This is a genomic window from Floccifex porci (assembly GCF_009696175.1).
Lineage (GTDB): Bacteria > Bacillota_I > Bacilli_A > Erysipelotrichales > Erysipelotrichaceae > Floccifex > Floccifex porci.
In genome coordinates, this window is sequence record NZ_VUMM01000013.1 from 1 (window position 1) to 22422 (window position 22422).

A 22422-nucleotide genomic window follows, 5' to 3' on the forward strand; every position below is an offset into this window, starting at 1 on the left:
GCTCTCTAGATGTTCTGACACATCTTTCTTCCTTCTTTTAAATTGACGTTGCTGTTCTTTTCCTTGTACTTTCGTACTTCTTTCAGGTTTTCTTGTTCAGTTTTCAAAGATCGTTTCGCTGCTCTCTTTCGAGCGCCCACTTATACTACCAAATCCTTCCCCTTCAGTCAACTCTTTTTTTGAAAAAAAAGGAACTTTTCTTTAAAAATAAGAAAGTTCCCTTAAAAATCAATCGTAAACTTCAAATTCCCAATCAAATTCATGTGGATAAGCATTATTATAAAATTCATAATAATTATGATATGTTATTGTTTTATCAATTTTTATTTTTATCCCATTAGCTAAAGACACACCGCCTGTCACAACTAAACAAATCGATAAAATAAGTGCAACCAGGGTTTTTTTCTCTTCCTGGCAATTCTGATAGGCAACCACAAAACTTATAATTGCTAATACACATGCGATTACATTTACAAAAACAATAAACTGTCCAATTAAAATCCCAATAAAAGATAAAATGCTTAAAATGATTGAAATTAATATTCTATTGTCTTTATTCTTTTTTCTGTTTGGATTTTCCGGTGGGCTATTATAATTCATTTTTATCTTCATTACCTCCTGATGCATTTAAATATTCTTTCAGATTCTGTTTTAACATTTCTGGTACATCTAAATCATACGGACATCGAATTCTACAAAGATTACAATGTACACATTCTTTTATTTTCATCATCTCATTTTTTATATCTGGTTCAATTTCATTCGCTCTTTTATAACTTAGCATAGATCTTAAACACGTATCAATTTTTATATTTTTTGGGCATGGCAAACACTCTTTACATCCATGACAAAAATGATTGGTAAATTTTATGACCTCTTTATGAATTCTATCTTTTTTATCATCATCTAATACCGGGATTTTTTTCGTAAGATCAAGTAACGTATTCAGTTCACTCTCTCTTTGAATATCCCATACACACAATACATTGTCAAATTGAGACATATATGCGATTGATAGATCCATTTGAGGAAGCAGACCATCATTCCGAATCTTTGTTGCGATAAAACCTACATTATAATTTTTGCATAATGATATAAGTTCTAATTCTTCTTTTCCTGATAGATAGCTTAGCGGATACTGTATGGTTTCATACAAACCAGAAATTATTGCATTCTTTGCGATTTTTAAATTATGTGTGCTAAGTCCAATATGATGGATAAAACCATCATCTTTTGCTTTCATCATACATTCATACATGCCCGTTCCATCATTAGGCTTGTATATTTTATTTGTACACTGAAACTGGTATAGATCCACATAATCTGTCTTAAGATAATTTAAGGATGTATTTAAATCTTTCCAGAAAGCAGCTGGAGTTTCTGCTTTCGTTTTAGTTGCGATATAAAAACTTTTTCTTTTAATGTTTTTCAAAGCAATTCCTATTTTTTCTTCACTGTCTGTATAAAATCTAGCTGTGTTAAAAAAGCAGAATCCATTATTATACGCCTGCTGAATCAAATCAATTGCGTCCTGCATTAAAAGTCTTTGAATTTCAAGGGCGCCAAATGCATTCTGATCACATTTTATATTGGAAGTTCCTAATACGATTGTTTTCAAATTAACACCCCCTTTTATTATATCATAAAGAAAAAAGAGGCAATTGCCTCTTTACTTTAAAATGGTGACGCGTACGGGATTCGAACCCGTGAATGTATGCGTGAAAGGCATATGAGTTAACCGTTTCTCCAACGCGCCATATATTTTAACTTGCTCTTGCAAGTGCTTAAGTATATTATCATATGAATAATATGAATGCAAGTATAAATTATAAAAAAAAGAGATTTTTATCTCTTTCTACTCAATATGGTGACGCGTACGGGATTCGAACCCGTGAATGTATGCGTGAAAGGCATATGAGTTAACCGTTTCTCCAACGCGCCATGTATGTGAAACTTGTCTTTGACAAGTGCTCACATATATTATCATACTCAAGATTCGCTTGCAAGCATTTCTTTAAAAAGTTTAATTTGTTGTAGAAATTGTATATTTATATAAATCTCCACGATAATAACAATACGATAATTCTATAATATCTCCTTTTTCATTATAAGAAACTCTTTCTCTTAATAATACAGGCATATGCATTGAAATTTTTAATGCATTGCTTACTTCTTTATCTGGAAGAATGGCAGAAATTTTCTCTTCTATTTTTTTAGGAATTCCTGTTCCAGAATAATCTAACATAGTATAAATTGACTGACTGTACTGGTTCGAATCCAAAGGCAAATTTGTTGAAAGTGGAAAATAGGAAACAAAAAATACCATTTTTACTTCATCTGCCGTGCGCACACGCTTGACACAATATACCTCTTCATTTTCTTTCAGACCAAAAATATTTGATACCACTTTATCGGGAATCAACTTTTTCACACGCAAAGAAGCAGTTCCTGGCACACGATTCATGGACTTCATTTCTTCTGTAAAACTCTTTATATGTGTCAGTTCTTCTTCAATTCCTGGCTGCCAGATCACAAAAGTCCCTTTTCCTCTCCCTCTTTTGACCATACCTTCCTGTTCAAGTTCCAGAATGGCTTGTCTTGCAGTGATTCGAGATACACCAAATTCTTTCTGTATTTCCATTTCGCTGGGAATTTTCTGACCTCTCTTGATTTCCCCATTAACAATCCGGTTTTTATATATTTCCTTTATTTGAAGATACATTGATTTTGAGCCTTTTCCTGTTTGTAACTGTTTCATCTTCCACCTCTTATAATTTCATTCTCCTTTTTTGATCAATTTTAATCCATTCATCCAATGTCATTGGAATATAATCTGAATACATACAAAAACAATTCAAGAACTGGCACGGGACATTTTCTTCGTTTCCAGATATAGAAATATGTTTCTGATTCTGTACATAATTCTGATAATCATCAAGATAAATCTGATCTTGAGTTTTATGAATATGACCATGCAGCATAAATGTTTTTGGAATTCCTTCTTCATTTCTTCGATATTGCCCATTGTAGCAGGCAATCGGATAATGACAAAGAATTACTTTTCTATGATTATCGTTTAATTCTTCATAATCCCTGATCCATTTAAAATAAGACGCATCGAATTCTTTATCTTCAATAAACCGATCATGATTCCCTTTAATTAAATATTTTTTCCCTTTTAACTGATCCAGTACAGACTTGGTATCTTTCCAGGATCCCCATGAGAAATCACCCAGAAGAATGACTTCATCATTTTTTTTTACTTTCAGATTCCATTGTTGAATCATATAATCATTCATCTCTTCAACGCTTTTAAAGCCTCTTTTATCCATTTTGGTATTTAAAGCTCGATGAAAAAAATGATTATCGGCAATATAATATCTCATATCTGATCTCCTATTGATTTTCACAGGCATAGCCATTGTTCTGATAAGCCTCTTTTGTTTTCTTTAATGAAATATATTGCGATTCCACTTCACCGGAATTTAATAATCCATTTTCAACAAGCTGATCAAAATCTGCCTCATCAAAATCAATCATGATTGTATATTGTATTTTATCTTCTAAAATTTCTCCTATAGCTGAAACACCTTTTATATCTTTATATTTCTCAGATAAAGAGGAATTTATATATTTTGATATTTCCTCATTTGAAAGAGTTCCACTTATATTTAACGATTGAATGAATTCTTCAAGTTCCTGAAAGAAAACAAATTGCATGGCATACAATTCATCTCCTTTTGAAAAAAAAGTAATTGTTTTATTATCTTCACCATCACATTTCACAATGGATTCTTTTTCTTCTTTCTTTGTTTCTACAGTTTCATTTCCAATAGAAAGTCGAGTACATCCAGACAAAACCAGAATAAGCAATAATGTCATAACTTTTTTCATAGAAAAATTGTACACAATTCCGTTTCTAATTTCAATAAAAAACTAGTTTGTGTAAAAAAAAGAGAAGAAATGAATCTTCTCTTTGTAAACATTAGTTTTTCAATGCCTGTAATGGAGAAGGAATTCTACCTCCTCTATTGATCATGACATCGTTTGGTGTCTGGTTGATTTCCATAACAGGTCCATATCCCAGTAAACCACCAAAGTCTAATATATCTCCAACCTGTTTCCCTATTGCTGGAATGACACGGACCGCCGTTGTTTTTGAATTTACCATTCCAATGGCAGCTTCATCCGCAATGATTCCAGAAATCACACTTTCACTTGTTTCACCTGGAATAATGATCATATCCAGACCAACCGAACATACAGCCGTCATAGCTTCCAGTTTTTCCAGTGTCAGCACTCCAGTTTCTGTCGCATGAATCATCCCCGCATCTTCGCTGACAGGAATAAACGCTCCAGACAGACCTCCTACATGACTGGTTGCCATTACACCACCTTTTTTAACAGCATCGTTTAACATTGCCAGACAAGCTGTGGTTCCATAAGCGCCACAAGTTTCCAGTCCCATTTCTTCTAGTATATAAGCCACACTGTCTCCAATAGCTGGAGTTGGTGCCAAAGACAAATCTACAATTCCAAATGGAACATTTAATCGTTTTGATGCTTCATTTCCTACCAGCTGTCCCATTCTGGTGATTTTGAAAGCTGTTCGTTTGATCAGATCCGCAATTTCATCCATTCGTAAATTCTTATCCGCTTTTGCTAAAGTAGCACGAACCACTCCTGGCCCTGAGACACCTACATTAATTATACAATCGGCTTCCCCAACTCCATGAAAAGCTCCCGCCATAAATGGATTATCTTCAGGTGCATTACAGAAAACAACCAGTTTAGCAGCTCCCAGACAGTTGTTGTCAATCGTTAATTCGGAACATTTCTTTACGATGCTTCCCATTTTCTTAACTGCATCCATATTGATTCCAGCTTTAGTGGATCCCACATTTACACTTGCACAGACATGAGAAGTTTTTGCTAAAGCTTCTGGTATAGATTCTATTAATTCTAAATCCCCATGAGCATATCCTTTTTGAACCAGTGCCGAATACCCACCAATAAAATCCACACCTAATTTCTGAGCGCATCTTTCTAAAGTCAGCGCATATTCAACCGGATTTCCCTTCGAACAGGCTACCAGCATAGAAATAGGAGTCACACTGATTCTTTTATTCACGACTGGGATTCCATACGTTTTAGAAATATCATTTCCAACTTTAACTAAATCTTTTGCCAACGTACAGATTTTCTTTTCAATTTTTTCACATGATTTATGAATATCTGGATCCATACAATCCATCAATGAAATTCCCATTGTAATGGTACGTATATCCAGACACTCTTCATCAATCATCTTTATGGTTTCTAATATTTCTTTTGTCTGCATGAAAACCTCCTAAATTTTATGCATAGAATCAAATATATCCTGGTGCATAACACGAATAACCAATTCTTTTTCTTTACCAAATTCCTCCATATGTGTCGCAAATTGTGAAATTGTTTCGCTCGCATTCGTAAAATCTGTACTCATCGTCATTGTAAAGAAACCATCTACAATGGTTTGAGAAACATCCAGGATATTAATATTTCCTTTCATACATTCATTCGCTATTATAGCTAATATACCTACTTTATCTTTTCCAATTACGGTAATAATTGCTTTCATGTTATCCTCCTAAAATTTAATCGTAAGTTTTGAATACCTGTTCAATTCATATGGGTCATATGAACTTTGAATTCCCATGACATTCACTTCATATTCATCTGGCATAAACTGCACTTCATTCTGTAATTTCAAACAATTTAAAATTATGGAACTATCTTTACTGTTCAATGTTTTTCTTCGTTTAAAACAAACTTCATTTTTCGTATTAATCAAATAAAGTTCAATGTCAATCAATGATGAATTCAGTAACTGTTCTTTCCAGTCACAATCCTGAATATTAAAATAAAAATCGCTTGAATCGATATCCCCTCCTTCTACAACAAAAATAGCTGTATTTTGTGTATAACAGAAATTCAATTCAAGTGGACTATTTAATAATCTCAACTCCTCATCTGTCCAATATTCATCTTTGATTACCAGCATAAAACGACCATCCACATAATCCATGATGGTTCCCATTTCTACTTCATAAGGAAAAATTTCTTTTTTCATGCAATCAATATAACATAAAAAGTCATTCAATCCAAAGACTGAATGACTTTTTGCTTACATAAATTTTTGTGCAGCGGTTAAAATGGCCATTTTATAGATTTCCTGCCATGTACATCCACGCGACAAATCATTAATCGGAGCATTTAAACCTTGTAATAATGGTCCAACAGCTTCATATCCACCTAAACGGGCTGCAATCTTATATCCAATATTTCCACTGGAAAGGTTTGGGAAAATAAACGTATTCGCATGTCCTGCTACTTTTGAGTCTGGTGCTTTTAATGCAGCAACATCTTCATTTACTGCACAGTCAAACTGCATTTCTCCATCTACATCAAAATCTAAAGGCATACGTTTCAAACGAATCGTAGCTTCTGTCATTTTTGCAACGCAATCTCCTTTAGCACTTCCAAAAGAAGAATAAGACAACAAAGCAATTTTTGGTTCAATTCCAAATTGACGGGCTGATTTTGCGGTTTGCAATGTAATTTCAACTAAGTCATCTGGATTTGGATTGATATTAACAGCACAGTCAGCCATTATATACTGGCTATCTTCTTTCAACAACAAGAAACAAGAAGAAACAAGAGCATTTCCTGGAGCTGTTTTCACCAGTTGAAGAGCTGGACGAATTGTATCGGCTGTTGAATAGGTTGCACCACCCAGCAATCCATCGGCATATCCCATTTCAACTAACATAGTTCCAAAATAGTTTGTACTATGAATCAGTTTACGACATTTTTCTTCATCCAATTTACCACGACGCAATTCGATCATCCGAGTAATCATTTCTTCTTTTTTATCGAATTGACTAGGAGCCAGCTGTTCAATTCCATTTAAATCATTATTTTCATTCTTTGCACATTCTTCAATCTGTTCTTTTTCTCCTAATAAAACAGGTTCAACTATATCATTCTTTTTTAATTCTATGGCCGCTTTTTGAACACGAGGATCCCATCCTTCTGTCAAGACGATTCGTATCCCTTTTCCTTTAATTTTTTCTTCCAATTGTTCAATAATCATTATAAATTACCTCTTTTCCAATTTAGTATAGAACAGAAGAATTTTATTGTCCATATTAAAAAAAAATTCACAAATAAAAAAAGATGCTATGCATCTTTCAGGAGCAATACCAGGATCGCCTTTTGAATATGGAGACGATTTTCCGCATCATCAAAGATTTCCTGAGCATGTGCTTCAAAAACTTCTTCACTGATTTCCTGCCCTCTGAATGCAGGTAAAGGATGAAGAACCATCACATCTTTTGAAGCTTTTGAAAGCAATGTTTTATCGATCGTAAATCCTTTAAAATCTTGCATACGCATCGCAATTTCATCTTCTGAACCCATTGAAGCCCATGTATCTGTCACAACTATATCCGCATTTGTGATTGCCTGTACAGGATCATTATAAATATGAAAATGGGAAGGATATTGGCTGGCAAATTCCAGAACTTCTTTATCTGGCTCATATCCTTCTGGAGTGGCAACGGATACATTCATATTCATTGTTAATCCACCCACAATTAAAGAATTGGCTACATTGGACCCATCTCCAATAAAACACAGATTCAGGTTTTCCAAAGAGCCATATTTTTCTTTCATTGTTAATAGATCCGATAAAATCTGACACGGATGCGAAAATTGAGTCAATCCATTGATAACTGGAATTGAACCATATTTCACATAATCTTCTACATCCTGCTGCTTTGCTGTTCGCACAATCAGACAATCTAAGTATCTTGATAACACACGTGCTGTATCCTGGATTGGTTCTCCTCTTTTCAGCTGCAGTTCTTTACCGGAAAGGAACAGAGGCTGCCCACCCAACTGATAAACACCTGTTTCAAAAGAAACTCTGGTTCGTGTGGAAGTTTTATCAAAAATCATACCAATGGATTTCCCCTGTAAAATTCTATGTTCTATATGATGCTGTTTTTCATATTTCAGCTGATCTGCCAGATCTAATATCTGAAAAATTTCTTTTCTGTTCAGATCCATCATTTTCAATATATTCTTCATAGGAAAACTCCTTTCATCTTTTCAACGGCTTCATTGATCTGTTCATATGTGATAATCAAAGGAGGCAATAGACGAATCACGTCTTTTCCTGCACTTAATACCAGAAGTCCATCTTTTAATAACTGATTGATCAATGACATTCTCTGATTCTCATCCACCACAATTCCAATCATTAATCCTTTTCCTCTTACTTCTTTAATGATTTTAGAATCTATTTTTTGAATCTGTTCCATAAAATATTCACCCTTCTTTTTCACATCCTGTAAAAAAGAAGGATCTGAAACAATGGATAAAACGGTTTTAGCCACTGCACAGGATAATGGATTTCCTCCAAAAGTTGTTCCATGGTCTCCTTTTGATAATACATCTTTACACTTCTCAGATGCCATAAAAGCTCCAACAGGAATTCCAGATCCCAAGCCTTTTGCCAATGAGACCAGATCCGGCTGTATATCATATTGTTCATACACAAATAAAGTCCCGCAACGACCTATTCCTGTCTGAACTTCATCGACCATCAGTAAAATGTCCTTTTCTTTACATAAACAAGCCACTTTCGATACATAGTCATAATCAAGTGGAATAACTCCACTTTCCCCCTGTACCAGTTCCATCATAATTCCACAGACACTATCATCCAAATGATCATAAAGATCACCAATATCATTTGCCTTTATATAATCAAAACCATCCATAAATGGATAAAAATAGTTATGAAATTTATCTTGTCCTGTAGCCGTTAATGTTGCCATAGTACGTCCATGAAAGGATTGTTTTAAAGTCAGAATTTTATTACGATTCTTTCCATATTTATCAAATGAATATTTACGAGCAACCTTGATCATTCCTTCATTGGCTTCAGCCCCTGAATTAGCAAAAAATACTTTTTTCATATTTCCTTTTTCTACTAGAAATTTTGCCACTTCGATCATAGGCTGTGTATAGTATAAATTGCTGACATGTAAACATTTCTTTGCCTGGCTTTCAATTGTCTTTACAATTTCAGGATGATTATGTCCTAAACTATTGACTCCGATTCCAGAAGTCAGATCTAAATATTTTTTATTTTGAATATCTGTTAAAGTACATCCTTGTCCACTTTCTAAAACAACTGGAAAACGTCCATAGGTTGACATCAGATATTGATTCTCTTCTGCTACAATTTCATCAAAATTCATAGATTCTCCTAATAAAACATAGTTCCAATTCCTTCATCGCTCAATAATTCAATTAAAATCGAATGAGGAATTCGACCATCCTGAATATTTACCGTTTCTACTCCTCTTCGAACAGCTTCTACGGCACATTGAACTTTAGGAATCATCCCACCTTTAATAATACCTTCTCTTTCATAAACAGAAGCCTGGGACACTTTTAATTTTGAAATCAATGTGGACTCATCCTGTGGATCTTTCATCAGTCCCATTACATCCGTTAATAAAATCAGCTTTTTCGCTTTTAAAGCCACTGCTAATTTTTCGGCAGCTGTATCCGCATTGATGTTATAGTTTGTCAATTGATCCAATCCAGCTGCTACCGAAGATACTACAGGAATGTATCCTTTTTCCAGTACATCCAGAACAATAGAAGGATCCACTTCTACAATTGTACCCACATTCTGATGGATATCATCATATCGAACAGACTGGAATAAATTGCCATCCATTCCAGCCAGGCCCACGCCTTTTCCTCCTTGTTTGATCAGCAGTGAAACCAGATTCTTATTGACTTTTCCGCATAAAACCTGCTGAACGACATCCATTGTTTCATCATCTGTAACACGAAGTCCATTCACAAAAGTAGATTCTTTATGAATTTTTTCAAGCATTTCTTTAATTTCAGGTCCACCTCCATGGACAAGAACCACTTTAATTCCAATCAGATTCAATAACACAACATCCTGTATGACTGCTGCTTTTAATTCTTCATTTATCATGGCATTCCCGCCATATTTGATAACTACAATTTTACCAGTAAATTCCTGTATATAAGGAAGCGCTTCAACAAGAATTTTTGCTTTTATATTGGGAGAAATATTTGTCATGTTCGATAATCTCCATTGATTTTTACATAATCGTAGGTCAGATCACAACCCCAGCAGGAAACTTGCTGATCTCCCTGTTTTAAATCTGATATGATTTCAATTTCATTCTGAGATAAAATATCTTTTGCCTTTTCTTCATCAAAATCTAATGCTTTTCCATCTTTACAGCACTGAATTACCTGGTCTTTATATTTAAAATATATATCAACCATTTCTGGATCAAAATCAACACCAGCATATCCTAACGCACACATGACACGTCCCCAATTGGCATCAGACCCAAACATAGCGGCTTTTAATAAAGAAGATGAACAGACAGACATTGCCAATGTCTGGGCATCCTGTTCCGTCTTTGCTCCCTTAACGGTACAAGTCAGAAATTTTCCAGCTCCTTCACCATCCGCTGCAATTTTTTTCGCAAGTTCTTCCATCACAAAACGAAGAGCCTGTTTAAATACTGTAAACGAATCCGTTTTTTTGGTAACCGGTGCATTTAAGGCCATTCCATTGGCCATAACAACACACATATCATTTGTAGATGTATCTCCATCTACACTGATACGATTAAATGTCTTCTTCACATTTTCTTTTAAACATTCTTCTAACAGATTAGAACTGATGTTACAGTCTGTTGTGATAAAAGCTAACATTGTTCCCATATTGGGATGAATCATACCCGATCCTTTACAGATTCCTCCCATATGACAAACAACCCCATTGATTTCAAATTCGACGGCAATGCTTTTTTCAATGGTATCCGTTGTAAGAATCGCCTGAGATGCCTTAAAAGACTGGTCATTTCCCAATTTGATCTGTTGAATATTTTCTTCTATACATGAAATGGGTAAAGGCTGACCAATTACACCAGTAGATGCAACAATTACATTTTCCTTTTCACATTTCAGAAAATCAGCAGCACACTGTGCTTCACGATTGGCACTTTCCATTTCTGTTTCATTACATGCGTTCGCATTCCCAGAATTTACAATAATCGCCTGAGCCATGCCATTTTCCAAATGTTTTTTTGTCACTTTCAATGGAGCTGCCTTTACTTTATTACTTGTATATACAGCTGCGCATTGACAAAGAGACTGCGAATAAATCAAAGCCAGATCATCTTTGCTCTGATTTTTTCGTATACCACAATGACAAGCTCCAGCTAAAAATCCTTTGGCTGCACACACTCCTTGATCGATTACTTTCATGTTGTTTCCTTCCTAAAGATTCAATCCTTCCCATTCATTAAAACCCAGCATTAAATTCATATTCTGGATAGCTGCTCCACAGGCACCTTTTCCCAGATTATCAAATAATACTGTTACTCCCACTCTTGTATCATTTCCATATACAATAAGTTCTACACTATCTTTTTTTGCCATTTCATTACCGGAAATCATTCCTTCATTTCTTTGTGATACGTGTATTAAGGAAGAATCCTTATACCAATTATTTAATATATCATAAATTTCCTGTTTTCTGTGATTTTCAATAGAAATTGTTGTTGCCATTCCTCGATAATAATCACTGACAACAGGATAAAATACTGGGGTTCCCTCTAAACCACAAATTTTTTTCATTTCTGGCAAATGTTTATGCATCTGGTTTAAACCATATATTCGTGGAGCCATTAAATCCGATGTTTTGTTCTTTTCATACTGCTCAATCATCTTTTTTCCACCACCGGAATATCCAGTTAATGAAAAGCATACAATGCTTTGATTCGCTTTGATTGCTCCATTTTGAACCAGAGGATATACACCCAATATGAATCCTGTAGCATGACAGCCAGGATTAGCAATCCATCTTTGTGTTTTAATTTTCTGCCTTTGTTCTTCATTTAATTCTGGCATTCCATAAACCCAGCTATCCAGTGTACGATGAGCCGTAGATGCATCTATGACTTTAGTATGTTCATTTTCAATCAAAGAAACGGCTTTTATGGCTGCATCATCAGGTAAACAAAGAAAAACAAGATCGGCTTCATTCATTAGCTTTTTTCTTTCCTGTTCATCTTTTCTTTTTCCTGGATCAATTTCTAATATTTCAATATCTTCTCTTAAAGACAGTCTCTGATAAATTTCCAGACCAGTAGTTCCCGCCTGTCCATCTATATAAATTTTAGGTTTCATCTGATTCACATCCTTTAATAAAATCCTGAATGACTTCAATCTGGCGCTGCACTTCTTCAGGTGATGGTCCTCCCAAAACATTTCTTTGAAGTACACAAGTCTTAAGATCTAAAGCCTGATATACATCTTCTTTGAAATAAGGATGGAAAGATTTCAGTTCTTCTAATGTACAATCATTGATTGCTTTGTTTTCTTTTGAACAATACCCTACCAGTTTTCCAATCACATGATACGCATCTCTAAATGGAAGTCCCTGTTTTACAAGATAATCTGCACAATCTGTCGCATTGATATATCCATGTAAAGCTGCATTTGCCATTCTTTCTTTACAGACTGTCAATGTATCAAACATTGGATCAATAATATCCAGACACTGTTTTACAGTATCAATAGCATCAAATAAAGCTTCTTTATCTTCCTGCATATCTTTATTATAGGCAAGAGGAAGTCCTTTCAGCATACTTAATAAAGACAGTAAAGAACCAAATACACGTCCGCTTTTCCCCCGTATCAATTCACAGATATCCGGATTCTTTTTCTGTGGCATAATGGAAGATCCAGTTGAATATGCATCATCCAATTCAAAATAATGAAATTCTAAAGAGCACCATGATATGATTTCTTCACTTAATCTTGAAAGATGCATCATTAATATACTTAAATCACTGCACAGTTCCACACAATAATCCCGATCGCTGACTCCATCCAGTGAATTGTCAACTGGGTTTTTAAAACCTAATAATTCAGCTGTCATGTTTCGATCGATTGGATAGGTGGTTGTAGCCAAAGCTCCACATCCTAAAGGACATTCATCCATTAGATCATAGGTATTTTCCAGTCGTCTTATATCTCTTTTAAACATATTCGCATAAGCCATCATCCAATGCCCTAAAGTAATAGGCTGAGCTCTTTGGAGATGTGTATAACCTGGCATGAATGTATCCAGATTTTCTTTTGCATGAATGCATAATGTATTCATAAATTTTAAAAGCAATTTTTCAATTTCTTTTATTTCTTTTTTTACATAAAGACGCATATCCACAGCAACCTGATCGTTTCTGGATCTTGCTGTATGAAGCCTTTTCCCCGCATCTCCTATTCGATTGGTCAATGTTTCTTCAATAAACATATGAATATCTTCATACGAAGATGAAAAGGTTAATTCATTCGATTCTATATCGGTTAATATTTCCTTCAAACCTTTATGAATCGCTTCTTTATCTTCTTTTGAAATAATTCCCTGTTTTTCAAGCATTTCACTATGAGCCAGGGATCCCTGAATGTCTTGTGCATACATTCGACAATCAAATGGAAGGGAAGTATTAAAACTATCTAATTTCGCATCGGCTTCTTTTGAAAAACGCCCTGCCCACATTTTCGCCATATCGTTCTCCTTATTCTACACTTGGAAAATGAATTCCTTCTTTTTCAAATAATTCTTTATCGTTTAATGCTCTTACTTTTAATGGTAAACCAAATAAATTGATGAAACCTTCACTATCGGATTGGTTGTAACAGTCATCTTCATCAAAAGTTGCCATTCCACTTGAATATAAACTGAATGGACTTGTTACCGAACATGGAATAATATTTCCTTTATACAATTTCAAAGTAACATCTCCTGTTACTGTTTCCTGTGTAGAATCCACAAAAGCAGATAAAGCTTTTCTTAGTGGTGTATACCATTGTCCATTGTATACAAGATCGGCAAATTTTAATGCGACCTGCTGTTTATAATGCGCTGTTTCTTTATCCAGTGTAATTTCTTCCAGTTTCTCATGAGCCGCATATAAAATCGTACCCCCTGGTGTTTCATATACTCCACGTGATTTCATACCTACCAGACGATTTTCCACTACATCCAGTAAACCGATTCCATTGGCTCCTCCTAATTCATTTAATTTTAAAATGATATCCAATGGTTTCATTTCTTCTCCATTTAAGGAAACAGGAATTCCTTTTTCAAAATGTAAAGAAATTTTTGTAGGTGTATCTGGAGCATCATAAGGAGAAACACCTAGTTCTAAGAAACCTGGTTTTTGAATTGGTGCCTCATTGGCTGGATCTTCCAGATCCAATCCTTCATGAGACAAATGCCATAAGTTTTTGTCTTTTGAATAATTTGTTTCTTTATTGATTTTTAGAGGTATATTATGTTTTTCAGCATATTCAATTTCTTTTTCTCTTGAGTTCAATTCCCAGAAACGCCATGGAGCAATGATGTCCATTTCTGGTGCAAATGCTTTAATAGCCAGTTCAAAACGAACCTGATCGTTTCCTTTTCCGGTACAACCATGACAAATCGCATCCGCTCCTTCTTTTTTCGCAATTTCAACAATACGTTTGGCAATAATTGGTCTGGCAAAAGAAGTACCCAATAAATATTTTTCATAAGCTGCTCCTGCTTTAACAGTTGGAATGACATAATCATTCACAAATTCTTCCTGCAGGTCTTCAATATACAATTTAGAAGCCCCTGTTTTTAAAGCTTTTTCTTCCAGTCCTTCCAGTTCACTTGCCTGTCCTACATTTCCAGATACAGCGATAATTTCGGCTCCATAATTTTCTTTCAGCCAAGGAATCAATACCGATGTATCCAATCCTCCAGAATAAGCCAATACAATTTTTTTATACTGTTTTTTCATATACTTTTTCCTCCCTTATATGAAATAAAATTTCGGTTAAAAAAAACGTCCTTTTTTAATAAAAGGACGTAATTATACGCGGTACCACCTAATTTCCATTCATCTATTATGAATGACACCTTTTTCTTAACGCGAAATAACGATCATTGCCTCACCTAGTTTCGACAATGCGGTTCCAAGACACGTTCCAGAATATTTCTTTAATAACTTTCACCAGCTGTTATCTCTCTAAAAAAGAAATCTTTCTGTACTTCTTCTTTTCATAACCTTTATGCAAAGATTATAACCCTATGAAAATATTTTTCAAGTTTTTTTTGAAACTTTTTGAAACTTTTTAAAACTTTTTACATCAACAATCGAATCACATCATTATATGTCGCAAAAATCAAAAGTCCAAACAACAATACAAAACTTCCTAAAATAATACCTTCGATTATTTTTGGACTGATCTTTCTGTGAATGAATTTTTCAATCAGAAGAATTAAAATTCTTCCCCCATCCAATGCCGGTATTGGTATCAGATTAAAAATACCAATATTTAAAGAAATCATCGCAAATAATGTTAAATAAGACAGTAATCCATAGCTTGTACTTTGAGCCGTTACGCTATAAATACCCACTGGTCCTGATAAATTTTCCAGACCTTTACCCTGTAATAACATACCCAAAGAACGATAAATAGAAGCTGTAAGATCTATACACTGATCTGTTCCATATTTAAATGCTTCAATCCAGTGAATTTTGCGCGTCTGCACACTGGATACGATTCCAATTGTATATCCTTTCATTTCTTCATTATAGCTTGCCTGAAGATCGATACGTACTTTTTTATTATCTCGAATCACTTCCAGCTGGAAATTCTCATGATAATACTGAATGAATTCCGACAGATCCGATTGAGAATCAATATCCATCTCTTTACCGGATGCATACGCTTTTACAATTCGATCCCCTTCTTGCAGACCCGCTTTGGCCGCGTCGGAGCCTTCCTGTACTTCGTATATAACTGGCTGCTGTGAAACCACGACTTTTCCCTGCACCATAGTAATGGAAACCATCATTATCCATGCCAGCAATAGATTCATGATAACTCCTGCTGCCATCACACAAATCTGCTGCCAGACAGGTTTATGATTTAATTTTTCTTCTTCTTTTACATTTTTCAGCCAGTCATCCTCTTCTTCATCCTGCGATCCATCCTGTTCACCAGCCATCATTACATAGCCTCCAAAAGGAATGGCTCGAATGGAAAAAATGGTTTGCTTCCCCTGTCTTTGATAAATACAAGGACCCATTCCAATTGAAAATTCATGACAATGTATCCCAAAATGACGAGCTACCAGAAAATGTCCCAGCTCATGAATGATAACAATAAAGCTAAGCATAAAAAGAAATGCCAGCAATCCTATCATTTTTTCACCCCTTATCCAATTAATGTAACTAAAATACCAAACAACAATACATTCATCAATAAAGAATCCACACGATCCAAGATTCCACCATGTCCAGGCAAAAGATTAGAGTAATCTTTCTTTCCTGTACTTCTTTTAATCACTGAAAAAGCCAGATCTCCTATTTCGGCAACAATCGGACACATAATACATAAACTGATGGTCAATAAAAGATCCAACTGTTTTATATAAAGTAAAGAAATCAGTAAGCTTAAAAGGAATCCTCCAATGACTCCACCAAAAAAACCTTCCCAGCTTTTTTTAGGAGACACTCTGGGAGCCATTTTATGTTTCCCTATTTTTCTTCCTACAAAATAAGCAAACGTATCTGAACCATAAGTCGCAAAACAGATTGTCCATAAATAACGATGCTGAATTTCAATATATCCAATTGCCTGATAGATCAGGGAAAAAATCATAAAATAAGCAATTGTCATAAAAGAATCCTGAGAGGATATGGATTTAAAAAAAATAGGCAATGACCACAATAAAGCCACTACAAATCCATAATACGCATACATGAATGCAGACGGAATAAACCGTGATATAAGTACCGTCAATGCACATAAAGGAATATACCATACCGGCCATTCTTTTACATTCTTATGTACACTCATCCATTCATAAGCTCCTGCGCCTACAATAAAAAGAGCCAGAATCTCTAAAGGAATTCCTCCAAAATAAACAGGTATAAAGACAATTGCTATTATGACAACTGCTGTAATGATTCTTTGTTTCACGAATTCAATCCTCCATATCTACGATCTCTTTCATTAAATTCTTTGATACAGTCAATCAGACACTGCCGATCAAATTCAGGCCATGGAACAGGTGTAAAAATAAATTCCGAATAAGCCACCTGCCACAATAAGAAATTTGACAGACGTACTTCTCCACTTGTTCGTATCATCAGATCCACTTCTTCTTTCACAAAAAGATAATCCGAAAATTCTTCAATCGTCAGATCGTTTTCTCTTTTCTGTTCTTTAACCTGTTGGGCATATTTCTGTATTCCCAGTACCATTTCTCTTCGAGCACCATAATTAATAGCCAAACACAAATTCAATCCCGTATTGTTCTGGCTTAATTGAACCGCTTTCTGAATTACTTTCTGGGTATCTGAAGGAAATCTTTCCAGTTCTCCAATAAAAGTCACACGTATATTATTAGCCATTAATTCTTTCATATAACGATCAAAGAACATACCAGGTAATTTACATAAATATCCCACTTCATCTTCTGGACGCTTCCAGTTTTCTGTTGAAAAAGCATAAAGTATACATTTTTTTATTCCCAGTTCATTGGCAGCCAATCCAATTTCACGAATCATATCCGCTCCCTTTTTATGACCGGCACTTCTAGGCAATCCTCTTTTTTTGGCCCATCGACCATTTCCATCCATAATAATCGCAACTGTTTCAGGTATTTTCATAATATAGACCTTTCTAAAATATAAGAAATTATATCACATATAAAAATAAAAGCCCACTTAGGGCTTATACATTTAAGATTTCTTTCTTTTTCTTATTTACGGTATCTTCAACCGTTTTAATATAAGAATCTGTTAATTCCTGTGAATCTTCCAGTAAACCATCACGATCGTCTTCTGTAATTGTTTTATCTTTTTTGATGGATTCATTACAGTTACGACGAATATTACGGATTGCCACTTTGGCTTCTTCTCCATATTTTTGTGCTTCTTTGGCCAATTGTTCACGACGTTCCTGTGTTAATTGTGGAACGTTAATACGAACCAAATCTGCTTCTGTTAAAGGATTCAATCCTAAATTAGCAGCAGCAATCGCATGTCCAATGGCCTTTGTAATGGAACGATCGTATGGTTTAACAACCAGTTGTGTTCCTTCTAAAACCTGAATTCTTGCCAGCTGATTGATTGGCATCATAGATCCATAATATTCTACCTGAACTCTTTCTAACAAAGAAGCACTTGCACGTCCTGTTCGAAGTACACGCAAGTTGCTTTCTAAATTATCCACTGTATCCATCATTTTTTCTTCTGCGATTTCTAAATATTCTGCCATAATTATTATCCTTTCTTAGTAATTAATGTACCATTTACCTGCTGATTAACCGCTTTGACAATATTTCCTGGTTCATTCATATTAAATACGACCAGATCAATATCATTATCCATACACATTGAAATTGCGGTAGAATCCATAACCTGTAATCCTTCATTCAATACATCCATGTAATTTAATTTATCGTATTTTTTCGCATCTGGATTCTTTTTCGGATCACTGTCATATACTCCATCTACCCCATTTTTTGCCATTAAAATTACATCCGCATCAATTTCAGAAGCACGAAGAGCGGCTGTTGTATCAGTTGAAAAATAAGGAGATCCTGTACCAGCTCCAAAAATAACAATTCTGCCTTTTTCCAAATGACGTACAGCTCTTCTTAAAATAAAAGGCTCCGCCACTTTCTGCATTTCTACAGCTGTTTGAACTCTTGTCTGAACACCAATCTGTTCCAATGCATTTTGAACAGCCAATGCGTTAATAACTGTCCCCAGCATTCCCATATAGTCTCCCTGTGTTCTTTTTACACCCAGTTCTGCCATTTCTTTTCCACGGATGATATTTCCTCCACCAACAACAATTGCCAGCTGAACTCCCTGTTCCTGAATCTGTTTTAATTCTTTGGCTAACCGGGCCAATACATCCTGATTTAATAATTTTCCTTCACCAGATAGAGCTTCTCCACTTAACTTCAATAATACACGCTTATACATAAATCTTTTGCTCTCCTTTTTATTCCATGACAATTATACACTATAATCGCAGATAGAAAAAGAATGAAATCCATTGGATTTCATTCTCTTTAATTACCCTTTAATTTGTGCCATTACTTCTTCAGCAAAGTTTTCTTCGCGTTTTTCGATTCCTTCACCGGCTGCATAACGTACAAATGAAACAACGTCTGCCTGGCTTTCTTTCAGGAATTGAGATACTTTTTGTTTTTCTCCAAAAATGTATTCCTGTTCAACTAAGCACTGATCTTTAAAGTGTTTGTCAACTTTTCCTTTTAAGATTCCTTCTAATACTTTTTCAGGTTTATTTGCCATTTTAGGATCTTGCTGCATCATAGATAATTGAAGCTGACGTTCATGTTCAACAATTTCAGCTGGAATATCTTTTTGAGACACATAAGATGGAGACATAGAAGCCACCTGCATAGCTAAGTTTTTCGCAACTGTAGCATCTTCTTTTCCACTTAATACAACCAATGCAGAAATTTTTCCACCCATATGCATATAGCTTCCAAAGAACTGATTGTCTTCTTTAGTTACAACCTGTACACGACGTAAAGAAATTTTTTCTCCGATTGTAGCTGTAGCATTTGTGATCAGATCAGAAATTGTTCCTTCTTCTGTTGATAATTCTAAAGCTGCTTTTTCATCAGCTGGTTTGTTTGCCAGAACCGCTGCCTGAATTTTATCTAATAAAGATAAGAATTGTTCATTTTTGCTGACAAAGTCTGTTTCTGAGTTTACTTCAAATAATACAGCTGTATTTCCAGAAACAGCAACACGAGTCAAACCTTCTGCAGCAATACGACCTTCTTTTTTAGCTGCTTTTGCAATTCCTTTTTCACGTAACCAGTCAATGGCTTTAGCGATATCTCCATCATTGGCAGTTAACGCTTTTTTGCAATCCATCATTCCGGCACCTGTTTTTTCACGTAATTCTTTTACTTGTTTTGCAGTGATTGCCATACTTGTTTCCTCCTGTTTATTCTGCTTTTTCTTCTACTTTTTCAGCTGGTTTTTCTTCTTCCGCTTTAGGAGCTCTGTTGAAACGACGATTTGTGTTATTTTTACGTTCAAAGTTACGTTTTCTACGTTCTTCATTACGCTGACGACGACGTCTTTCATTTTCAGCAATTTGAGCCTCTACATTTTTGATAACATCTTCCATTGTTACATCGTCTTCTGTTTCATCTAAATAAGCAATTTCTAACAATCCACCTTTAGCATCTACGATTGCATCTGCTAAAATTGTTAATACTAAACGAACAGAACGATTTGCATCGTCATTAGAAGCGATTGGATAATCTGCATCATCAGGATCACAGTTTGTATCTAACATCGCAAATACAGGGATTCCTAATTTTTTAGCTTCTGCAACAGCATTGTGTTCTTCTTTTGGATCGATAATAACGATCGCATCTGGAAGTTTCTTCATTTCTTTGATTCCACCTAATGAAGTTTCCAGTTTTTCTTTTTCTTTACGTAAGCTTGCCTGTTCTTTCTTTGTATAAACTTCAATTTTTCCACTGGCTTCCATTTCTTCAATTTCAATTAAACGTTTAATACGTTTCTGAATTGTACGGAAGTTTGTTAATAAACCACCTAACCAGCGTTTGTTTACATAGAATGAACCTGAACGTAAAGCCTGTTCTTCTACAACATCAGCAGCCTGTTTCTTTGTTCCTACAAATAATACTTTTCCACCACGTTCTGAGATTGCTTTTAATTCTAAATATGCATCTTCAATCTGCTGTTGTGTTTGTGCTAAGTCTACAATATAGACTCCATTACGGCTGGTATAGATGTATGGTTTCATCTTAGGGTTCCAGCGACGAGTCTGATGTCCAAAATGTACACCATTCTCTAAAAGTTTTTTCATTGATACAATTGACATAATAGTCCTACCTTTCCGTTTCTCCTCCATCATTTCAAACGAAAGCAACACTTTGTGCACGGGCAATCGAATCCATGATGTGTGTAATAAGCGCACTCGCGCCTATGTATTATACCAAGTCAAATATCATCATTCAAGATATTTTATATATTTTGAAATCATTTTTTCGTTCATTTCCACTTCCATACAGATTCCATCTTCTTTATATTCCTGCTTTAATACTTTACATTTCTGATTGATTTCATTTACTAGATTTCCATAAGGTATCTTTATTTTTAAAATCTGATTGGAAAATAATAATTCATCGATTGTTTTTAATAATAAAGAAATGTCTTCTTTGGCACTGATATAAACCTGATTCGAATTTAAAAGTGGATATGGATGATCAGTTTTATCGCATTTATTATATACATTTAATACTGGAATCGAATCAGCATGTATCTGTTGTAAGGTTTCCAAAGTTACCTTCTTCTGATTCTCTAAAGAATTGGAGCTCATGTCCATCACATGTACCAGCAAATCGGCTTCTTTTACTTCTTCCAGAGTGGAATGAAACGCTTCAATTAAAGTATGTGGTAAACTGGATACAAATCCTACCGTATCCGAACATAAAAATTCATGACGATTGTATTCAATTTTTCGAGTACTTGTATTTAAGGTCGCAAACAGCATATCTTTTTCAAACACCTGTTTTTGTGACATCGCATTTAAAATGGATGACTTTCCCGTATTTGTATATCCAACCAGACATACTTTCTTTATTTCATTTTTATTTCTCTTCCTTCTTTGAAGACTTCTTTGTCCCTCCAGATTTTTCAGTTCTTTTTTTGCTCTTTGAATCTGTTTTGAAATCGTTCTGGAATCAATTTCAATTTTTTTCTCTCCTAGTCCCTTATTGCGATTTCCACCTTTCTGACGATCCATATGCGTATAGCTTCCTTTCAAACGAGGTAAGAAATACTGTAAAGTTGCCACTTCAACCTGTAAGAAGGCTTCTTTTGTCTTTGCTCGTTTTTGAAAAATCTGTAAAATCAGATAGGTACGATCCAGAACTTCACAATTCCATATCGATTCCAGTGTCTGCTGCATTGAGGGAGATAAATCACAGTTAAACACAACCGTCGAAAGATCTTTAATGATCAGTCTTTGACGGATTTCTTCAATTTTTCCACTGTTTATACACGTTTTTTTATTGATGGAACGCAAGTTTTGGATCCATACTTCTTCCACTTCCATTTCACATGCATAAATCAGTTGTTTCATTTCTTCTAATTCTTCTTCAAAATCCATTTGTTCAGGCAAATGAACTCCAGCCAGTAATACTTTTTCCATAATTTTTTCCTTTTAAAA

The 22422-nt window shown here is 34.8% G+C and carries 24 protein-coding genes, 2 tRNA genes and 1 other annotated feature; all 26 genes read right to left on the bottom strand.

Annotated features, from left to right (window positions below):
* Window positions 1–228: 228 nt before the first annotated feature.
* The 26 genes from FYJ50_RS06865 to hflX all read right to left on the bottom strand — a co-directional run bounded on the left by FYJ50_RS06865 (window position 229) and on the right by hflX (window position 22404).
* Window positions 229–600, bottom strand: a complete 372-nt coding sequence (locus FYJ50_RS06865) for a hypothetical protein (RefSeq protein ID WP_154460434.1) — start codon at window positions 598–600, stop codon at window positions 229–231.
* Window positions 590–1618, bottom strand: coding sequence for an aldo/keto reductase (locus FYJ50_RS06870; protein WP_154460436.1), 1029 nt, complete (start codon window positions 1616–1618; stop codon window positions 590–592). The genes FYJ50_RS06865 and FYJ50_RS06870 overlap by 11 nt, the downstream gene beginning before the upstream one ends.
* Before the next feature lie 62 nt (window positions 1619–1680).
* A tRNA-Glu gene (locus FYJ50_RS06875) sits at window positions 1681–1756 on the bottom strand.
* Between the two features lie 109 nt (window positions 1757–1865).
* A tRNA-Glu gene (locus FYJ50_RS06880) sits at window positions 1866–1941 on the bottom strand.
* Between the two features lie 82 nt (window positions 1942–2023).
* The gene (locus FYJ50_RS06885) at window positions 2024–2758 is read right to left on the bottom strand and encodes a GntR family transcriptional regulator (protein ID WP_154460438.1); all 735 of its coding nucleotides are present in this window, start codon (window positions 2756–2758) and stop codon (window positions 2024–2026) included.
* Window positions 2759–2768: 10 nt separating this feature from the next.
* Entirely contained in the window at window positions 2769–3386 is a 618-nt protein-coding gene (locus FYJ50_RS06890) for a metallophosphoesterase (protein ID WP_154460440.1), read from the bottom strand.
* A 10-nt stretch (window positions 3387–3396) separates the two neighbouring features.
* Entirely contained in the window at window positions 3397–3894 is a 498-nt protein-coding gene (locus FYJ50_RS06895) for a DUF1307 domain-containing protein (protein WP_154460442.1), read from the bottom strand.
* A gap of 91 nt (window positions 3895–3985) precedes the next feature.
* Window positions 3986–5341 (bottom strand): PFL family protein, encoded by a 1356-nt coding sequence (locus FYJ50_RS06900; protein WP_154460444.1) that lies wholly within the window; start codon window positions 5339–5341, stop codon window positions 3986–3988.
* 9 nt (window positions 5342–5350) lie between these two features.
* On the bottom strand, window positions 5351–5620 hold the full coding sequence (locus tag FYJ50_RS06905; protein ID WP_154460446.1) for an ACT domain-containing protein: 270 nt from the start codon (window positions 5618–5620) through the stop codon (window positions 5351–5353).
* A gap of 9 nt (window positions 5621–5629) precedes the next feature.
* Window positions 5630–6112 (bottom strand): hypothetical protein, encoded by a 483-nt coding sequence (locus tag FYJ50_RS06910; RefSeq protein WP_154460448.1) that lies wholly within the window; start codon window positions 6110–6112, stop codon window positions 5630–5632.
* A 54-nt stretch (window positions 6113–6166) separates the two neighbouring features.
* Entirely contained in the window at window positions 6167–7135 is a 969-nt protein-coding gene (gene pta, locus FYJ50_RS06915) for a phosphate acetyltransferase (protein WP_154460450.1), read from the bottom strand.
* Between the two features lie 86 nt (window positions 7136–7221).
* Window positions 7222–8133, bottom strand: a complete 912-nt coding sequence (gene argF / locus FYJ50_RS06920) for an ornithine carbamoyltransferase (protein WP_154460452.1) — start codon at window positions 8131–8133, stop codon at window positions 7222–7224.
* A complete protein-coding gene (locus tag FYJ50_RS06925) occupies window positions 8130–9311 on the bottom strand; it encodes an aspartate aminotransferase family protein (RefSeq protein ID WP_154460454.1) in 1182 nt (393 codons plus the stop codon). Before FYJ50_RS06925 ends, argF begins: the two co-directional genes overlap by 4 nt.
* 8 nt (window positions 9312–9319) lie before the next feature.
* A complete protein-coding gene (argB, locus tag FYJ50_RS06930) occupies window positions 9320–10177 on the bottom strand; it encodes an acetylglutamate kinase (protein ID WP_154460456.1) in 858 nt (285 codons plus the stop codon).
* Complete coding sequence (gene argJ / locus FYJ50_RS06935; protein WP_154460458.1) at window positions 10174–11382, bottom strand: bifunctional glutamate N-acetyltransferase/amino-acid acetyltransferase ArgJ; 1209 nt, start codon at window positions 11380–11382, stop codon at window positions 10174–10176. Before argJ ends, argB begins: the two co-directional genes overlap by 4 nt.
* A gap of 12 nt (window positions 11383–11394) precedes the next feature.
* The gene (argC, locus tag FYJ50_RS06940) at window positions 11395–12306 is read right to left on the bottom strand and encodes an N-acetyl-gamma-glutamyl-phosphate reductase (RefSeq protein WP_154460460.1); all 912 of its coding nucleotides are present in this window, start codon (window positions 12304–12306) and stop codon (window positions 11395–11397) included.
* Complete coding sequence (gene argH / locus FYJ50_RS06945; protein WP_154460462.1) at window positions 12296–13690, bottom strand: argininosuccinate lyase; 1395 nt, start codon at window positions 13688–13690, stop codon at window positions 12296–12298. The genes argC and argH overlap by 11 nt, the downstream gene beginning before the upstream one ends.
* Window positions 13691–13700: 10 nt before the next feature.
* On the bottom strand, window positions 13701–14951 hold the full coding sequence (locus tag FYJ50_RS06950) for an argininosuccinate synthase (RefSeq protein ID WP_154460464.1): 1251 nt from the start codon (window positions 14949–14951) through the stop codon (window positions 13701–13703).
* 59 nt (window positions 14952–15010) lie between these two features.
* Window positions 15011–15224, bottom strand: a binding site (T-box leader).
* A 71-nt stretch (window positions 15225–15295) separates the two neighbouring features.
* A complete protein-coding gene (gene rseP / locus FYJ50_RS06955) occupies window positions 15296–16363 on the bottom strand; it encodes an RIP metalloprotease RseP (RefSeq protein ID WP_154460466.1) in 1068 nt (355 codons plus the stop codon).
* An 11-nt stretch (window positions 16364–16374) separates the two neighbouring features.
* Entirely contained in the window at window positions 16375–17142 is a 768-nt protein-coding gene (locus FYJ50_RS06960) for a phosphatidate cytidylyltransferase (protein ID WP_338083002.1), read from the bottom strand.
* On the bottom strand, window positions 17139–17834 hold the full coding sequence (locus tag FYJ50_RS06965) for an isoprenyl transferase (protein ID WP_154460468.1): 696 nt from the start codon (window positions 17832–17834) through the stop codon (window positions 17139–17141). Before FYJ50_RS06965 ends, FYJ50_RS06960 begins: the two co-directional genes overlap by 4 nt.
* Window positions 17835–17898: 64 nt before the next feature.
* Window positions 17899–18444 (bottom strand): ribosome recycling factor, encoded by a 546-nt coding sequence (frr, locus tag FYJ50_RS06970; RefSeq protein WP_154460470.1) that lies wholly within the window; start codon window positions 18442–18444, stop codon window positions 17899–17901.
* Window positions 18445–18449: 5 nt separating this feature from the next.
* Window positions 18450–19160: a UMP kinase gene (gene pyrH / locus FYJ50_RS06975; RefSeq protein WP_154460472.1), complete on the bottom strand. Its 711-nt coding sequence runs from the start codon at window positions 19158–19160 to the stop codon at window positions 18450–18452.
* A gap of 93 nt (window positions 19161–19253) precedes the next feature.
* On the bottom strand, window positions 19254–20144 hold the full coding sequence (gene tsf / locus FYJ50_RS06980) for a translation elongation factor Ts (RefSeq protein WP_154460474.1): 891 nt from the start codon (window positions 20142–20144) through the stop codon (window positions 19254–19256).
* A 16-nt stretch (window positions 20145–20160) separates the two neighbouring features.
* A complete protein-coding gene (gene rpsB / locus FYJ50_RS06985; protein ID WP_154460476.1) occupies window positions 20161–21072 on the bottom strand; it encodes a 30S ribosomal protein S2 in 912 nt (303 codons plus the stop codon).
* A 129-nt stretch (window positions 21073–21201) separates the two neighbouring features.
* Complete coding sequence (hflX, locus tag FYJ50_RS06990; protein WP_154460478.1) at window positions 21202–22404, bottom strand: GTPase HflX; 1203 nt, start codon at window positions 22402–22404, stop codon at window positions 21202–21204.
* Window positions 22405–22422 lie beyond the last annotated feature (18 nt).

Bases quoted from the DNA above. Each gene is read 5' to 3' on its own strand.
- FYJ50_RS06865 (WP_154460434.1), bottom strand. From the start codon at position 600: ATGAATTATAATAGCCCACCGGAAAATCCAAACAGAAAAAAGAATAAA.
- FYJ50_RS06885 (WP_154460438.1), bottom strand. From the start codon at position 2,758: ATGAAACAGTTACAAACAGGAAAAGGCTCAAAATCAATGTATCTTCAA.
- FYJ50_RS06890 (WP_154460440.1), bottom strand. From the start codon at position 3,386: ATGAGATATTATATTGCCGATAATCATTTTTTTCATCGAGCTTTAAAT.
- FYJ50_RS06895 (WP_154460442.1), bottom strand. From the start codon at position 3,894: ATGAAAAAAGTTATGACATTATTGCTTATTCTGGTTTTGTCTGGATGT.
- FYJ50_RS06900 (WP_154460444.1), bottom strand. From the start codon at position 5,341: ATGCAGACAAAAGAAATATTAGAAACCATAAAGATGATTGATGAAGAG.
- FYJ50_RS06905 (WP_154460446.1), bottom strand. From the start codon at position 5,620: ATGAAAGCAATTATTACCGTAATTGGAAAAGATAAAGTAGGTATATTA.
- FYJ50_RS06910 (WP_154460448.1), bottom strand. From the start codon at position 6,112: ATGAAAAAAGAAATTTTTCCTTATGAAGTAGAAATGGGAACCATCATG.
- pta (WP_154460450.1), bottom strand. From the start codon at position 7,135: ATGATTATTGAACAATTGGAAGAAAAAATTAAAGGAAAAGGGATACGA.
- argF (WP_154460452.1), bottom strand. From the start codon at position 8,133: ATGAAGAATATATTGAAAATGATGGATCTGAACAGAAAAGAAATTTTT.
- FYJ50_RS06925 (WP_154460454.1), bottom strand. From the start codon at position 9,311: ATGAATTTTGATGAAATTGTAGCAGAAGAGAATCAATATCTGATGTCA.
- argB (WP_154460456.1), bottom strand. From the start codon at position 10,177: ATGACAAATATTTCTCCCAATATAAAAGCAAAAATTCTTGTTGAAGCG.
- argJ (WP_154460458.1), bottom strand. From the start codon at position 11,382: ATGAAAGTAATCGATCAAGGAGTGTGTGCAGCCAAAGGATTTTTAGCT.
- argC (WP_154460460.1), bottom strand. From the start codon at position 12,306: ATGAAACCTAAAATTTATATAGATGGACAGGCGGGAACTACTGGTCTG.
- argH (WP_154460462.1), bottom strand. From the start codon at position 13,690: ATGGCGAAAATGTGGGCAGGGCGTTTTTCAAAAGAAGCCGATGCGAAA.
- FYJ50_RS06950 (WP_154460464.1), bottom strand. From the start codon at position 14,951: ATGAAAAAACAGTATAAAAAAATTGTATTGGCTTATTCTGGAGGATTG.
- rseP (WP_154460466.1), bottom strand. From the start codon at position 16,363: ATGATAGGATTGCTGGCATTTCTTTTTATGCTTAGCTTTATTGTTATC.
- FYJ50_RS06965 (WP_154460468.1), bottom strand. From the start codon at position 17,834: ATGAAAATACCTGAAACAGTTGCGATTATTATGGATGGAAATGGTCGA.
- frr (WP_154460470.1), bottom strand. From the start codon at position 18,444: ATGGCAGAATATTTAGAAATCGCAGAAGAAAAAATGATGGATACAGTG.
- pyrH (WP_154460472.1), bottom strand. From the start codon at position 19,160: ATGTATAAGCGTGTATTATTGAAGTTAAGTGGAGAAGCTCTATCTGGT.
- tsf (WP_154460474.1), bottom strand. From the start codon at position 20,144: ATGGCAATCACTGCAAAACAAGTAAAAGAATTACGTGAAAAAACAGGT.
- rpsB (WP_154460476.1), bottom strand. From the start codon at position 21,072: ATGTCAATTGTATCAATGAAAAAACTTTTAGAGAATGGTGTACATTTT.
- hflX (WP_154460478.1), bottom strand. From the start codon at position 22,404: ATGGAAAAAGTATTACTGGCTGGAGTTCATTTGCCTGAACAAATGGAT.